Source organism: Bradyrhizobium sp. 191 (assembly GCF_023100985.1).
In the GTDB taxonomy this organism is placed as follows: domain Bacteria; phylum Pseudomonadota; class Alphaproteobacteria; order Rhizobiales; family Xanthobacteraceae; genus Bradyrhizobium; species Bradyrhizobium diversitatis.
This window is the reverse complement of the sequence record NZ_CP064692.1, coordinates 2,224,343-2,238,753: the sequence shown is the minus strand read 5'-3', so window position 1 is coordinate 2,238,753 and position 14,411 is coordinate 2,224,343. Positions and strand designations below refer to the sequence as shown.

The 14,411-nt window shown below is 63.9% G+C and carries 14 protein-coding genes; 7 read left to right on the top strand and 7 right to left on the bottom strand.

All coding sequences use genetic code 11. The annotated features are described in order from the left end of the window. The first annotated feature begins 115 nt into the window (after positions 1–115). The 6 genes from IVB23_RS10245 (at position 116) to IVB23_RS10220 (ending at position 6,474) form a co-directional block, all read left to right on the top strand. A complete protein-coding gene (locus IVB23_RS10245) occupies positions 116–1,753 on the top strand; it encodes a DUF3300 domain-containing protein (protein ID WP_247804814.1) in 1,638 nt (545 codons plus the stop codon). Further along, complete coding sequence (locus tag IVB23_RS10240; RefSeq protein WP_061878344.1) at positions 1,750–2,664, top strand: DUF2950 domain-containing protein; 915 nt, start codon at positions 1,750–1,752, stop codon at positions 2,662–2,664. The genes IVB23_RS10245 and IVB23_RS10240 overlap by 4 nt, the downstream gene beginning before the upstream one ends. After that, positions 2,648–3,115: a hypothetical protein gene (locus IVB23_RS10235; RefSeq protein ID WP_061878343.1), complete on the top strand. Its 468-nt coding sequence runs from the start codon at positions 2,648–2,650 to the stop codon at positions 3,113–3,115. The genes IVB23_RS10240 and IVB23_RS10235 overlap by 17 nt, the downstream gene beginning before the upstream one ends. A gap of 254 nt (positions 3,116–3,369) precedes the next feature. Continuing rightward, on the top strand, positions 3,370–5,124 hold the full coding sequence (locus tag IVB23_RS10230; protein ID WP_247803428.1) for a beta-(1-6) glucans synthase: 1,755 nt from the start codon (positions 3,370–3,372) through the stop codon (positions 5,122–5,124). A gap of 212 nt (positions 5,125–5,336) precedes the next feature. Further along, entirely contained in the window at positions 5,337–6,170 is an 834-nt protein-coding gene (locus IVB23_RS10225; protein WP_247803427.1) for a universal stress protein, read from the top strand. Positions 6,171–6,297: 127 nt separating this feature from the next. Continuing rightward, on the top strand, positions 6,298–6,474 hold the full coding sequence (locus IVB23_RS10220) for a hypothetical protein (protein ID WP_197968403.1): 177 nt from the start codon (positions 6,298–6,300) through the stop codon (positions 6,472–6,474). Positions 6,475–6,486: 12 nt separating this feature from the next. Here IVB23_RS10220 and ppsA read toward each other — a convergent pair whose 3' ends face one another. After that, complete coding sequence (ppsA, locus tag IVB23_RS10215; protein WP_247803426.1) at positions 6,487–8,907, bottom strand: phosphoenolpyruvate synthase; 2,421 nt, start codon at positions 8,905–8,907, stop codon at positions 6,487–6,489. 119 nt (positions 8,908–9,026) lie between these two features. On the opposite strand from ppsA, the gene IVB23_RS10210 reads away from it, so the two are divergent. Further along, the gene (locus IVB23_RS10210; protein WP_247803425.1) at positions 9,027–10,160 is read left to right on the top strand and encodes an SbmA/BacA-like family transporter; all 1,134 of its coding nucleotides are present in this window, start codon (positions 9,027–9,029) and stop codon (positions 10,158–10,160) included. On the opposite strand, the gene IVB23_RS10205 is transcribed toward IVB23_RS10210, so the two are convergent. From IVB23_RS10205 to IVB23_RS10180, 6 genes are all read right to left on the bottom strand, one after another. Next, positions 10,147–11,088: a 1-phosphofructokinase family hexose kinase gene (locus IVB23_RS10205; protein ID WP_247803424.1), complete on the bottom strand. Its 942-nt coding sequence runs from the start codon at positions 11,086–11,088 to the stop codon at positions 10,147–10,149. The two genes, IVB23_RS10210 and IVB23_RS10205, sit on opposite strands and share 14 nt — an antisense overlap. A gap of 4 nt (positions 11,089–11,092) precedes the next feature. Further along, positions 11,093–12,529 carry a GH1 family beta-glucosidase gene (locus tag IVB23_RS10200; protein WP_247803423.1) on the bottom strand — a complete coding sequence of 479 codons (1,437 nt, stop codon included), beginning with the start codon at positions 12,527–12,529 and terminating at the stop codon, positions 11,093–11,095. Positions 12,530–12,823: 294 nt separating this feature from the next. Beyond that, positions 12,824–12,988: a hypothetical protein gene (locus IVB23_RS10195; RefSeq protein WP_156504872.1), complete on the bottom strand. Its 165-nt coding sequence runs from the start codon at positions 12,986–12,988 to the stop codon at positions 12,824–12,826. Between the two features lie 29 nt (positions 12,989–13,017). After that, positions 13,018–13,215 (bottom strand): hypothetical protein, encoded by a 198-nt coding sequence (locus IVB23_RS10190; RefSeq protein ID WP_247803422.1) that lies wholly within the window; start codon positions 13,213–13,215, stop codon positions 13,018–13,020. A 249-nt stretch (positions 13,216–13,464) separates the two neighbouring features. Then, positions 13,465–13,644, bottom strand: a complete 180-nt coding sequence (locus IVB23_RS10185; RefSeq protein ID WP_061878337.1) for a hypothetical protein — start codon at positions 13,642–13,644, stop codon at positions 13,465–13,467. 23 nt (positions 13,645–13,667) lie between these two features. Next, positions 13,668–14,390 (bottom strand): CBS domain-containing protein, encoded by a 723-nt coding sequence (locus IVB23_RS10180; protein WP_247803421.1) that lies wholly within the window; start codon positions 14,388–14,390, stop codon positions 13,668–13,670. Positions 14,391–14,411 lie beyond the last annotated feature (21 nt).

The window sequence follows — 14,411 nt, the reverse complement described above, 5'->3', positions numbered from 1 at the left end:
AACTGTCGACGGGCGCATCGCAGCAAATCGCATGCGCGAGGTTTCTTTGATCTTTGTCAACGAAGGTCGGCTTGGCGCACCGATGCTGACACTTGCCTCGACGATGGAGGATGCGATGTTTCGTAGCGGCAAGACCCTGATTGCGCTCATGCTGTTCATGGCGACACCCGTCGCAACGTTCGCGCAGACGTCCGACAAGCCAGCGGCCCCGGCGATGCAGCCGGCGAGCCCGGCCGCGCCGTCTGCGGAACTGCTGAAGCCTGAGCAGCTCGAGGCGCTCGTGGCACCGATCGCTCTTTACCCGGACGATCTGCTCGCAAACGTGCTGGCCGCCTCCACCTACCCACTGGAGGTGGTGCAGGCAGACCGATGGCTCAAGGAGCGCAAGTCACTGAAGGGCGATGCATTGAAGACCGAGGTCGACAAGCAGTCCTGGGACGACAGTGTCAAGGCGCTCGCGAGTACGGCGGATGTTCTCGCCATGATGAGCGACAAGATCGATTGGACCAAGAATCTGGGCGATGCGTTTCTTGCCCAGCAGCCGGACGTGATGGACGCGATCCAGCGCCTGCGCACCAAGGCCTATGACAACAAGAAGCTTGTTACGACGAAGCAGCAGAAGGTCAGCGTTCAGACCCAGGACAACAAGCAGGTCGTCGTGATTCAGTCGGCGGATCCGGAAGCGATCTATGTTCCCTATTATGATCCGGCAACGGTCTACGGATCGTGGCCTTACGCAGAATATCCTCCCTATTACTTCGGATATCCGTCGTATATCGGCGCCGGCGTGATCGCCACGGGTCTCGCGTTCGGTACGGCCTGGGCGATCGGACGCTGGGGCAATTATTGGGGCGGCGGCTGCAATTGGGGCAACCGCAACGTCTACGTCAATCACCGGGCCACCAACATCAACGCCGGCTGGCAGCACAATCCGACACATCGTCAGGGCGTGCGCTACAACAATGCCAACGTGTCGCAGCGTTTCGGCAACAACAATATCAAGGCCGGCGCGTCGGACCGGATGGATTTCCGCGGCCGCGATGGCAGTCAGGTGCTGCGTCCCAGTCAGGGTGCTGGAGATCGCGCGGGTGACCGTGCGGGCGATCGCGGCGATCGTCAGGGAGCAGGGGATCGCGCCGGGGCCGGTACGCGAGATCGTCCGGGCGGCGGCGATCGCGTGGGCGCAAGCGATCGTGCCAAAGGTGCCGGCGATCGTGCCAAGGGTGGCGGCGATCGCGCCAAGGCGGCAAACCGCGCCGGTGGCGGTGCGGCAAGCCGCGGCGGTGGTGGCAATCGTGGCGGCGCGATGAACGTCTCGTCCGGGCGATCGGCGGCCGCGGCGTCGGCGCGCGGTCGATCCAGCATGGCGAGCATGCCACGCGGCGGAGGCGGACCGAGCATGGCCGGCCGCGGTGGCGGCGGAATGTCGATGGGAGGTGGCGGCGGCTTCCGCGGCGGAGGCGGAGGCCGCGGTGGCGGCGGCCGGCGCTCCGATGTCGCGCTGAAGCATGATGTCGTCCTGCTCGGCCATCTCGGCAATGGGCTCGGCTACTATCGCTTCAGCTATATCGGCAGCGACAAGGCCTATGTCGGCGTCATGGCGCAGGAGGTCGCGCAAATCATGCCGAACGCCGTCATGCGCGGCAGCGACGGGTATCTGCGGGTCCATTACAAGAGGCTCGGCCTGAAATTCCGCACCTACCGCGACTGGCTCGCCGCCGGCGCGACGATCCCGGCGGAGGTGACGCCATGATCGGTCTGAAATCATGTCGTCGCGCCGCTTTGCCGAGCGTCATGGCGCTCGCGCTGATGTGCACCGCGAGCCTGGCACAGCAGTCCTACCGGACGCCTGAGGAGGCGGGGTCCGCGCTCGCTGCCGCGGTCAAGAGCGGACCGCGTGAGATCCTGAAGGTCCTCGGCAGATCGGCGGCCGACATCGTCTCGTCCGGAGACGAGGTCGCCGATGCCGATATCCGTGCACGCTTCGTCTCCATGTATGACTCCAAGCATGCGATCAAGGCGGAGGGCAACAAGAAGGCCACGCTGATGCTCGGATCCGAGGACTTCCCGTTCCCGATTCCGCTCGTCAACACCAGAACGGGCTGGGAGTTCGACACCGACGAGGGGCGCATCGAGGTGCTTCGTCGCCGTATCGGCCGCAACGAGCTCGATGCGATCCAGACTTGTCTCGCCTATGTCGATGCCCAGAACGAATATGCCGACAAGGATCGCGGCGAGGGCGCAGGCGTCTACGCGCAACGCATTGTCTCCACGGCCGGCAAGAAGGATGGTTTGTTCTGGTGGGACGACAGCGACCCAAGCCCGCTCGGCGCGCTGGCGGCACAGGCCTCGGCCGAAGGCTACAAGGCTGGTGACAGGCCGGCTCCGTATCACGGCTATTACTTCCGCATCCTCAAAGGGCAGGGGTCTGATGCGCCGGGCGGCGCGCTCAACTACGTGGTCAAGGGCAAGATGATCGGTGGCTTCGCGTTGATCGCCTGGCCCGCAGAGTATGGAAATTCCGGCGTCATGACCTTCCTGGTCAATCACGCCGGCACCGTCTACCAGAAGGACCTCGGCAGGCGGACGGAGTCCGTCGCGCAGCGCACCACGCTGTTCGATCCCGACCAGACCTGGAAGAAAGTCGATGCTGCGAAGCCTTGACCACATGCGCCCTGCACGGCAGGCGTTCGTCATTCGCCTGGCGGCGCTGGCGCTGCTGGCAGTTTCAGTGCCGGTGACGCCTTCGCTTGCCCAGGCATCCGGCGAGGTGCGGGTCAAGATCGTGAAAGCGGGCCTGCTGGTCGGGGGTGGTGCCGGCAGCGGCGTTCTGACCTATCGTGGCCGCAACTATCCGTTCCGCATCACTGGCGTCAGCCTGGGCATCACCGCTGGCGCGACGGTCGGTCGGCTCGATGGCCGGGCGTCAGGAATTCGCCACATCGGCGACTTCGCCGGCACTTACAGTTCTGTCGGTGGCGGCGCCGCTCTGGTCGGCGGCGTCAATGGCGTCCATCTCCGGAACGACAAGGGCGTCACGATGGTGCTGCAGGGACCCAAGGCTGGGGTGGAATTCGCCGCCAATCTCAGCCACATCACGATCTCGCTGAGATGACGGGCGCGCCTTATTGGGGCCCATATCCATATTATCCGGCCCCGGTCTTCTATCCTGCGGGACCTTACCATGCACCGTACGGGCCCATCCACTACGGGCCGTACGTTCGCCGCACCGGAATTGGCCCTGAACCAACCGGCTTGTGGAAACGCGAGCGATCCTATAATTCCTTCAGGAGCGACCGTCGAACAAGTTCAATTGCATGATCCCCTTGCTTCTCATGCAGTCGCGATTGCAGGCGCGCAACTGAAACAATGTGGCGCGTCCGCGACATCGCGGCAGGTGAAAAGCGGCACTGCACGTGTGATCAGTTGGTCTATCCTCGAAAAGCAAGCTGGTTCTCCAGGCTGTTGCTCTCGCCAAGCGGGGAAGCCAGTCACGTCGCGCCTGCCGGAAGACCGCGGGATGCTGTTCGCGTTTCGCTCGCGCTCTTCCTGATATCGCTGGGCGCCATCGCCGTCGTGTGGTGGTGGTTGGGGACTCCAGTCCATCTGGTGCGCGCGCCCATCGATCCGAACGACAAGGTCCAGTGCATCTCATACGCTCCATTCCGCAACCATCAGACGTCGCTTTCGCCTGCGACGCAGGTATCGCGTGAGCAGATCGCGGAGGATCTTGCTCAACTGGCGGAGATAACCGACTGCATCCGTACCTATGCGAACGATCTTGGTCTCGACCAGATCCCCGAACTTGCGGCCAGAGCGGGGCTGAAGGTCATCCAGGGCATTTTCCTCGACAGGGACAAGCAGAAGAACCAAACGCAGATTTCGACGGCGATACGCCTCGCCAGGGAATATCCCGAGACCGTGATCGCGCTCGTGGTCGGAAACGAGACGCTGCTGCGCAAGGACATAACTGTATCCGATCTCGCCGACACGATCCGCTCGGTCAAGGCGCAGGTCAGTGTCCCCGTGACCTATGCCGACGTCTGGGAATTCTGGCTGAGCAATCGTGAGCTCTATGACGTCGTCGATTTCGTCACGATTCATATCCTGCCCTATTGGGAGAACGTGCCGATCCCGGCGGAATCCGCTGTTGCGCACGCCGACGCAATACGCCGACAGGTCGCGGCGGCTTTTCCGGGCAAGGAAATCCTGATCGGAGAGATAGGTTGGCCGAGCCAGGGACGGATGCGGGAATCGGCGTTGCCGTCCCCTGTCAATCAGGCTCGGGTGGTCTCGGAGGTCCTCGACCTTGCCCGACGCGAGCATTTCCGCGTCAACCTGTTCGAGGCCTATGACGAATCCTGGAAGCGGGAGATCGAGGGCACGGTCGGCGGATCATGGGGACTGTTCGGAGGCGAGGAGCGCGTGCTCAAATATCCTGCCGGCATCCCCGTCAGCAACTTTCCGCTCTGGAAGCTGCAAATGTGCAGTGGAATTGCGCTAGCGACGCTGGTCTTCGGCGCGGCGTGGTTGACCTCGCGTCGCAAGCCCGGGCGCGCTGGCCTGGCTTCATGGTTTGGGGTCGCAATATCGGCGACGACAGCCGGAATCCTGTTTGGCGTGGCCGCCCAGAAGGTGTTCTTTGAAAGTATCGGAATGGGTGGCTGGCTCCTGTGGAGCTCTCTGCTGGTGGCCGCCACGGTTTCGCCGGTGCTCGGCGCCAACGCCCTGATATCGGGGCGCCCACTGCCCAGTTGTCAGGAATTGCTCGGCCCCAAAGGCTATCGGACGGAATCGATGCTCGTGACCATGCACGGGTTGGCCCTGATCGGAACGGCCGTGATCGGTACGGCCACTGCGCTCGGGCTTGTGTTCGACCCGCGCTTTATCGACTTTCCTTTTGCGGCTCTCACCATGGCGGCGTTACCTCTCGCGGCCGTGACGCTGCTCAATCCGCCCGGGAAGGGAAGCCGTCCTGTGGCGGAGACGTTGTTTGCGGGCGTGTTTGTCGGAGCGGCGGTCTACGTAGGATTCAACGAAGGGCCGGCGAACTGGCAGGCGATATGGACTTGCGCCGCCTATCTCCTGCTTGCCGCGACGCTGTGGCGAGTGCGCGCCTCTTGATCGCCATCAAGGTCGCCTCGGAGCCGGAGCACGCGATGATCGGCACACGCTTGATCTGACGCTCCTCGAGCGGGAGCTGGTTTTCGGCATCTTGCCGCCGGGCCAGCCGGATTGTTCGGGATCAAGGAGCGCGACCGAACCGCTTGATTTGCGTCAACGGGACGATCGGGAAACGCGAGATAAGAGTCCCATTCGAGTAATGGAGCAATGACATGTCTCTTGCCAGCTCTCTTGCCAGCGTCATGGTCTACGTCGATTCCGAGCAGCAGGACGAAGGCCAGATCGCCGTCGCCGAAGCGGTCGCGAACGGCTTTGAAGCCGCCTTGCTCGGCGTCTCGGCCATCGCAATCGATCCATCGTTCGTAGCCGAAGGCGTGATCATCGAACAGACGAGTGCGGAGGATCTCGAGCGCATACGCGCAACGCTGTCGGACAAGGAGGCGTGGTTCAGGCGCATCGTTCGCCTGCCGAATGAAAAGGTGGAATGGCGCTGGACGATCGGCTTTCCGACCGAGTTCCTGGTCGAGCAGTCCAGGGCGGCGGACCTCGTCGTGGTGCGGCGCAGCCAGCTGAAGCCGAATTACTCCCGCCACCTCGATGCGGCGGGAGCGATGTTGCGGCTGGGCCGTCCGATCCTGTCGGTGCCGGACGGCGTCACCCGATTTTCGGGCGATCGGATCGTGGCCGGCTGGAAGGATGCCCGGGAGTCGCGCCTGGCCGTTCGGGACGCGCTGCCGTTTCTGACCCGCGCTTCGCAGGTCACGGTCGCCGAAATCTGCACGTCGAGCGAGCAGGATGCGGCGCGAGACCGGGTGCGGGACGTGACCAGATATCTTCAGCGTCACGGCGTGAGCTGCCAGCACGAGGTGCGCGTGCATACGGCGGAGCCCGACGCGGGCTACCTCGTTCGGCTGGCCGCCGATGTCGGCGCCGACCTCATCGTGACCGGAGGCTACGGGCACAGCCGGTTGGGCGAGTGGGTCTTCGGCGGCATGACGCAGAGCCTTCTGCGGCACGCTCCGGTCTGCCTGCTGATGTCGCACTAGAGCGTTTTCGAGCGAAGTGGATACCGGTTCGCGTCAGGAAAACGCGTCAAAACAAGAGTCTAGAGCCCCGTTCCGATTCCATCGGAGCGGAAAAGGCTCTGACGTCCACGTCCCAGGAGAGTGTGCAATGGACAAGGATGGCCAGAAGAGCGGGGCGAAGCGAAAGGCGGAGGTGCCCGCACCTGAGCGCGACGCACCGGTCCTGGAGACCAGGCCGGCCGACCGCGCGATCAGGGATGCCCTCGAGGACGATGAGGTGCGTCAGGCGCTTGGCGTACATCGCAGGAGTGACGGCTCGTCCTAAACTCATCGCACTCTAGCCCGCAGCCCGCCGGCCTTCCCCACTGTCGCGCTCCGCAGTGCGGACGATCTCGATGGTCCGCAACACGCTCGACGGATTCACGCTGATCGAGTCGATCCCGAGCTCAGCCAGATATCTCGCGATTTCCGGATAGTTGGCGGGAGCCTCGCCGCAGATGCCGACGTGGCGCCGGTTGCGCTTGGCGCCAAGCACGGCCATCGACAGCATTTGCAGCATGCCGGGATCACGCTCGTCGAAGTCGAAGGCGACGATCTCGGAGTCGCGGTCGACGCCGAGCGTCAGCTGGGTGAGATCATTGGAGCCGATGGAGAAACCGTCGAACAATTGCGCAAACTGGTCGATCAGGATGACGTTGTTCGGGATCTCGCACATCATGAATATCTCCAGGCCGTTCTCAGCCCGCTTGAGGCCATGAGTTGCCATGGCTGCAATGACCTTGCGCGCTTCCTCGACACGCCGGCAGAACGGAACCATGATTTTGAGATTGGTGAGGCCCATCGCCTCGCGCACCCGCTTCAATGCAGCGCATTCCAGCGCAAATCCTTGCGCATAGGCGGGATGCGCGTAGCGCGCGGCGCCTCGAAAGCCGAGCATCGGGTTCTCCTCGCGAGGCTCGAAATCGGCGCCGCCGAGAAGGTTCGCATATTCATTGGTCTTGAAATCGGACAGGCGCACGATCACCGGCCGGGGATAGAACGCGGCGGCGATGGTGCCGACGCCCTCCGAAAGCCGCTCGACAAAGAACTCCGACGGTTGCTTGTGGCGTGCGGTCAGCAGCTTGATCTTGCGCCGGTCCCGCACCGAGGTCACCTTGTCGGGGCAGGCGAGCGCCATCGGATGGATTCCGATATGCTGGTTGATGATGAATTCCATCCGGGCGAGGCCAATGCCATCGCTCGGCAGGGATGCGGTCTTGAACGCGACCTCGGGATTGCCGAGGTTCCCCATGATTTCGGTGCGCGGCTTCTGCACGCTTTCGGTCGCGGTCCGTTCGACGTCGTAGGGCAGGGTGCCCTCGAAGACGTGACCGATGTCACCTTCCGCGCAGGACACCGTCACAGCCGTGCCGGTCTTCGCCCTCTTGCTGAAACCGCCCGTTCCGACCACCGCGGGCACCCCGAGCTCGCGTGCGATGATGGCGGCATGGCAGGTGCGGCCGCCATGATCGGTCACGATCGCGGCGGCGAGCTTCATGACGGGCTCCCAGTCCGGGCGCGTGGCCGTCGCGACAAGCACCTCGCCCGGACGGAATTTCTGGAGATCCCGCTCGTTCCTGATCAATCGGATGCGCCCGGCCGCGATCTTTTCCCCGACGGCACGGCCTTCGGCCAGCGCCGTCCCGGACGATTTCAGGACATAGCTCTCGAGTGCCTCCGGCTTCCGCCGCGAGGCGACCGTCTCGGGCCGGGCCTGGATGATGTAGAGCGCGCCGTCCTTGCCGTCCTTGGCCCATTCCACGTCCATCGGGGTCGGCTTGCCTGACTTTTGCGAGTAATGCTTCTCGACGAGCATCGCGCATTCGGCCAGCGTCAGGACTTCGTCGTCATTGATGCAGAATTGCCGGCGCGCATTTGCCGGCGTTGCCTCGTTCCGGGTCGTGTTGTGCCCGCGGCCGTAGACCATCCGCTTTGCCTTGGATCCCAGGCGGCGCGACAGAACCGCGCGGAAGCCAGCGTTGAAGGTCGGCTTGTGAACGTAGAATTCATCGGGGTCGACGACGCCCTGCACGATATTCTCGCCGAGCCCGTAGACCCCGGTCACGAATACGACGTCGCGAAAGCCGGTCTCGGTATCGAGCGTGAAGGTGACGCCGCTTGCCGCAAGATCCGAGCGGACCATCTTCATCACGGCAACCGACAGCGCGACCTTGAAGTGATCGAAGCCATTGTCGATCCGATAGGAGATCGCACGGTCCGTGAACAGTGAAGCAAAGCAGCGGCGGCAGGCCTCCATCAGTCCGTCCGCGCCCCGGATGTTGAGAAAGCTGTCGTGCTGACCGGCAAAGCTCGCGGTCGGAAGGTCCTCGGCCGTGGCCGAGCTGCGAACCGCGACCGCGACGTTGCGTCCGTATTCCTGCTCCAGCTGCCGATACGCCTGCCTGACCTGATCGCGCAGATCCTCCCGGTCGGTCGCCGCGTAGACGATCGCGCGCGCGGCGGCGGCGCGGCGGGCAAGATCGGCGATCCGCCGCTTGTCGACGCCGGCGAGGAGCCGGCCGAGCTTGTCCCATGCGCCCGCCTCGGTCAGGGCGTCCCGATATGCGGCCGCGGTCAGCGCAAAGCCGTTCGGGACTTTGACGCCCTCGGGCGTCAGCGCCGAATACAATTCGCCCAGGGATGCGGTCTTGCCTCCGACCAGCGGCACGTCGGCGAGACGTATGTCCCCGAACCAGCGAATGTAGCTCGATGCGTCCATCGCGCATTCTCCCGCGCTGCAAAATGGGTCTGAATGGCGACGACTTTGGCGCATCTCCGCGCCGTCGGTTTGCGAAAGATCAAGTGCGCAGCTCATGCCCGCTTTAGCTGTGAACGTCGATGATGATCGAACCGGACCAGAACGGCTCTTCGCGGGCGAAGTCGCGATTTTGGCAGAGCGCCTCCGGCTTCTGGCGGGGAGCATCGGCCTGGCGCGTATGGATGCTATGCGTGCTGTTGGTGACCGTCGTCGTCCTTCAGCTCTACGTGCAATTTCGCTTCAACTACTGGAATCGCGACTTCTTCGATGCGCTGGAGAGCCGCGATCCTGCGCGGCTGAGAGGGCAGGCGTTCCTGCTCGTCCCTCTGTGCCTCGGCAGCGTCACGCTCGCCGTCACGTCGGTCTGGGGCCGCATGACCGTGCAAAGAAAGTGGCGGGAATGGCTGACCGGGAAAGTGATCGACTATTGGGTCGAGGATGACCGTTATGCCCGCCTCGCGGCGGTGCAGAGCGAGCAGCAGATTCCCGAATACCGGATCGCCGAGGACGTCAGGATCGCTACGGATGCTCCGATCGACCTTGCGCTCGGGCTCGTATCCGCGCTGCTCAGCGCGGTCATTTTCATCCAGATTCTCTGGACCGTCGGTGGCGACATCGCGCTCCCTGTGGGAAGTCATTCCATCCGGATCCCGGGCTACCTGGTCATCGGTGTCGCGCTCTATTCCGGCATCGTGACGACCGCGATGACGCTGGTCGGGGCGCCCCTGACCCGGCTGGTTCAGATCAAGAACCAGGCCGAGGCGGAGTTGATCACGGCGGCTCATGAGCTCCGCGATATCGGGGAGGGTGCCGCGCCGCGAGACCGACGGTCGGAAGTCTGCCGTGACGTTCGCGGTGCGCTCGGGGCCACCATCGATCAATGGCGCCGCCTGTGCTGGCAACTGATGCGGACGACGATCGTGTCACATGGAAACACGCTTCTGGCGCCGATCATCGGCCTGGTGCTTTGCGCGCCGAAATTTCTTTCCGGAGCCATGACGCTGGGCGAGCTCACGCAAGCCGCCGCGGCCTTCACTCTGGTGCAGGCCTCGTTCAACTGGGTTGTCGACAATTACGCGCGTATCGCCGATTGGAGGTCGTCGCTGGAACGGGTCGGCGGTCTTCTGCTGTCGCTCGACCGCCTCAACCGGGAAACGCCGCCGCAGCAGGCAGAGCCCCCGGCGCTTCCGACCGGCTCGGTCAGATTGCCGTAGAGAGAATGACCTGCTCGGCGAGGCGTTTGACGTCGTCGGGCCGGCAGAGTTCTGTGCCGGGATTGAGCAGGGCGGCGGCGCCGGCAGCGACCGCCTGTCGAAAGCAGTGTTCGAGGCTGGCTCCGGATGCCAAACCGTAAACCAGCGCGCCGAGAAAACTGTCACCTGCGCCGACGGCGCCGACGGGCACGATCGCCAGAGGTTTGGCGCGCCACACGCGGTCGCTCGTCACCAGCGCGGCGCCGAGATGTCCCATCGTGAGGGCGACCATCGCCGCTTTGCCGCTGCGTACCAGCGTTCCGGCGGCGGCTTCCCATTCGGCGGAATCGGACGGCTCGTGGCCGACCAGCTCGCGCATCTCCCGCAGGTTCGGCTTGACCAGTTCGACTCCTTCCGCCACCGCAGCAACAAGGGCCTGACCGGAGGTATCAAGGATCATCTTGGCGCCGCGCTGCTTGACGATCCTTGCGACCCTTGCATAGAAGTCGTCGGGCACGCCTGCCGGCAGGCTTCCGCTGGCAACCACGAAGCTGGGAAACGGCTGCAGCGCCGACAGCAGGGCAAGGCATCTCTGCCATTCGTGCTCTGCAAGAGGCGGCCCTGGCAGGATGAATCGATAGGGCTGGCCCGTGCCGATCTCGCGGACGAAGAAGTCTTGTCGGGTCTCGCCCACGATCGGAAAGGTCAGGCTTTCGACGCCCTCCTTGTCCAGCAATTGACGCAGCAGGTCTCCCGTGAGGCCGCCCACTGGATAGAGCGCGGTGGCATTGCCGCCGAGGCGCTTGACCACGCGCGCAACGTTGATGCCGCCGCCGCCGGGATCGCGGCGCTGCCCGATGCCGCGCAGCTTGGCGACAGGAACGATCCTGTCCACTGTTGTCGACACGTCGACCGCCGGATTGGGCGTGATCGTGAGGATCGCGCTCATCGGCCTAGCTGGAGACCGTGGAGGCGGCCATCGCGCCGGGCATTGCCGTCACGTTGTCGAGCCCCGCACGGTCTGCGGCAATCTGCGACCGTCGTGCCGACCGGATGAGATCGGAATACCAGTTCGCCGACGCTTTCGGGGTTCGCTTCTGCGTGGCAAAATCGACATGAACGAGACCGAAGCGCTGCGAGTAGCCCGATGCCCACTCGAAATTGTCGAGCAGCGACCACACGAAATAGCCCTTGACGTCGGCTCCGGCCCGCATCGCTTCCTGCATTGCCCTTGTATAGGCGTCGAGATAGGCAATTCGTGCGGTGTCCTGAACGCGGCCTGTATCGTCCGGCTTGTCGTCCGCGGCGGTTCCGTTCTCCAGCACGTAGATCGGCAACCGGAAGCGCCGGTGGATGTCGAGCAGCGTATCGCGGAACGCGTCGGGAATGATGGGCCAGCCGATAACAGTCCGGTGCACGCTATCCGGCGGTGCACCGAAGCCGGCGCCGATCGGATTGCTGTCGGCCTTGACGTAGTGCGGCGAATAGTGGTTGAGCCCGAACCAGTCGACCGGCCGCGCGATCTGCGCCATGTCGCCGGGCTTGACGTAAGGCTCGATGGCCTCGGCAAGCTCGAGGGGATAGTGGGCAAAGTGCTGCGGATACGGGAATGCGTCATTCCAGTACGGCGCAAAGCGCCGCGTCGCCGCAACATCCTCCTCCCGCGTGGTAACGGGATAACAGGGCTGGCGGTTGTGAATGGCACCGAGCGATGCATCCGTCACCGATTGCCGGAGCACGTCGATGGCGCGGCCATGACTGAGGTTCACGTGGTGAATGGCCCGGTGCAAAGCGCTCCTGTCGGCAATGCCGGGCGCGTTCCAGCCGAGACCGTATCCGAACAGCGTGAATACGCATGGCTCGTTGAAAGTGGCGAACCGCTTGACGCGGTCGCCAAAGCGTCGGGCCGCCAGCGCGGCATAATCGGCGAACCATCCCGCGATGTCCCGGTTCTGCCAGCCGCCGAGGTCCTGCAGCGCCTGCGGCAGATCCCAGTGATAGAGACAGACCCAGGGTTCTATGCTGGCAGCCAGGAGTGCATCGACGAGCCTGTCGTAGAAATCGAGGCCCGCCTCGTTCGCGGCCCCGCGACCGCGAGGCAGGATGCGCGGCCACGAGATCGAGAAGCGGTAGGCGCCGACGCCGATATCGCGCATCGTCGCGATGTCTTCACGGTAGCGATGATAGTGATCGCAGGCGATATCGCCGGTATCGCCATTCTTGATGCGGCCCTTCTGCCGGCAATAGCTGTCCCATATGCTGTCGCCGCGCCCATCCACATGGGACGCGCCCTCGATCTGGAAGCTCGAGGTCGAGACGCCCCACAGAAATGGTTCTGCTGCCGGCACGCGCGTTTGAGGTGAGGGAGCGGCTCCGTCTGTCGTTGTCATGTGCCTGCCTTGAGATGGCGCAGTTCAGATCATGTTCGGTCCACAATGCTGCTCTTTGCCGATCGACGTTTGACCGAGATCAACCGCCAGGCAAGCAACGGGCGAGGGGAGCGGGCGGGGTTCTAGCGCGGCGGCACCCGATCGCGGCCGGGCGGTTGATCTCGATCAAGCCCCTGTTCGATTACGGCGGCGGTGACTTCGTCTCGCTGCAGGCAGAGCCTTCCTCGATGACGAACCATTGTAACGATCGTCCCTGACGCCGCGGTCTCGCGACGGGCGACCGCGCCGATCGACCTAGTCCTCCGCCACGGGACGGGTGAAATCGGGATTCGCAGTCTGGCCGGGTGTCGAACGCACCGATTGCTTGGCAGATCTGGCGATCGACGAAAAATAGAGCGCGAGTTCGAGGATGCCGTACATCGCGAATATCATTAGCGCCTTGATTGCTTCGTTGGTCATCTGAATATCCTCCAACAGCCCGATCTCGATTAGCGTTGGGCCATTTCGGTCAGTGCGTGCATCGGACGTGCCTGGTGAACGGCCAGAGTCTTCGCCTTCTGCATCAATTCAGGCTGCGCCAAGTGCACGGTCAGCGTGGTCGCTACGACGGCGATGCCAGCCAGCAATCCGGTAACGGCCACTTTCAGATGCGTTGTCCTGTCTGCAGTGTAGATCGAGTGGTTCATTTGCAGGCGCCTCGCCGGTGCGTGCTGACAAACCCTTACTAGCGGATAAATTGCCCGTCCGAAATTTGGGAGCTTCACCTAAGGTGATGTCCGGAGCCACACGGCGAACACCTGCACTCCCGGAGTACCGGCCCACCGCGTTACCTTTGCTGTGCCTTGCCGATGCCATCGGGCGGCTTCGCGCATCTGTGCGGCAGGAGCGGGCGAGCCGGTCGGCGGCAGGCGCCGGCCACCGTGTCGCGTCGGCAGTTAGCGCGGGGCCTGTCGGTCCCGCCCGGTATAGGCGGCAATCAGCCCGACCAGGACAGTCACGAGCAACATGGTCACGATGGTCTGGATCAAGCCGAAGTTCAGTGCGTCACGTGCCACGAACAGCGCCGTGATCGGCGCTGCTATGGCGAAGAGAATCCGAACGAACCATCCGAGCATGGTGACCTCGATCCGCGGGGAGTTCAGCCGGCGGCCCTCATGTCTTCGGGCGCTTCCACGTAGAACCCGCTATAGGTGTCGACGAAGCAGAGATGGTCGTGAACGTCCTTGACGCCAGCGGTGCTCTCGGCGGCAACGATCGCGGCCCGACGCGCCTCGTCGGTGGTGACGAGGCCGTGCAAATGCACGACGCCTTTGCGGACATTCACCTCGAAGCCGATCGGACGCCAGTCCGTGGCGTTGACCGCGCGCGTGATGCGCTCGCGAATGTGCTCGTCATCGGCAGTCGGATCCGGAATTTCGTGCAGGAGGCTCGCCACGGCCTGCAGCAGGTTCGACCTCGTGACGATCCCGACGGGCGCCTTGCCCCGCAATACGGGGACGCGCTTGATGTCGTTCTTCTCCATCAGGTCGACCAGCTCGGCCAGATCCGTGTCCTCCTGCACCGAGACGACCTGCTTCGTCATCACGTCCTCCACCTTGCGGCCGCGCTCGTGAACGAATTCGGCAGCCGCGCGTCCTGGTCCCATGAAGAACTTCAGCCAGGCGGCGTGCCTGCGACCGGTTCCGATCTCGCTACGGCGGAGGAAGTCGCTTTCCGAGACCACGCCGACGAGGTTACCGGCATCGTCGATGACGGGCAGACCGCTGATGTGCATTCGGAGCATGATCCTGGCCGCCTCCTCGATCGTCGTGTGCGGCGTTACGGCAACGAGGTCCTTCGTCATGATATGATGCGCGCGCATGGTGTGTCCTCGAGTTCGCTG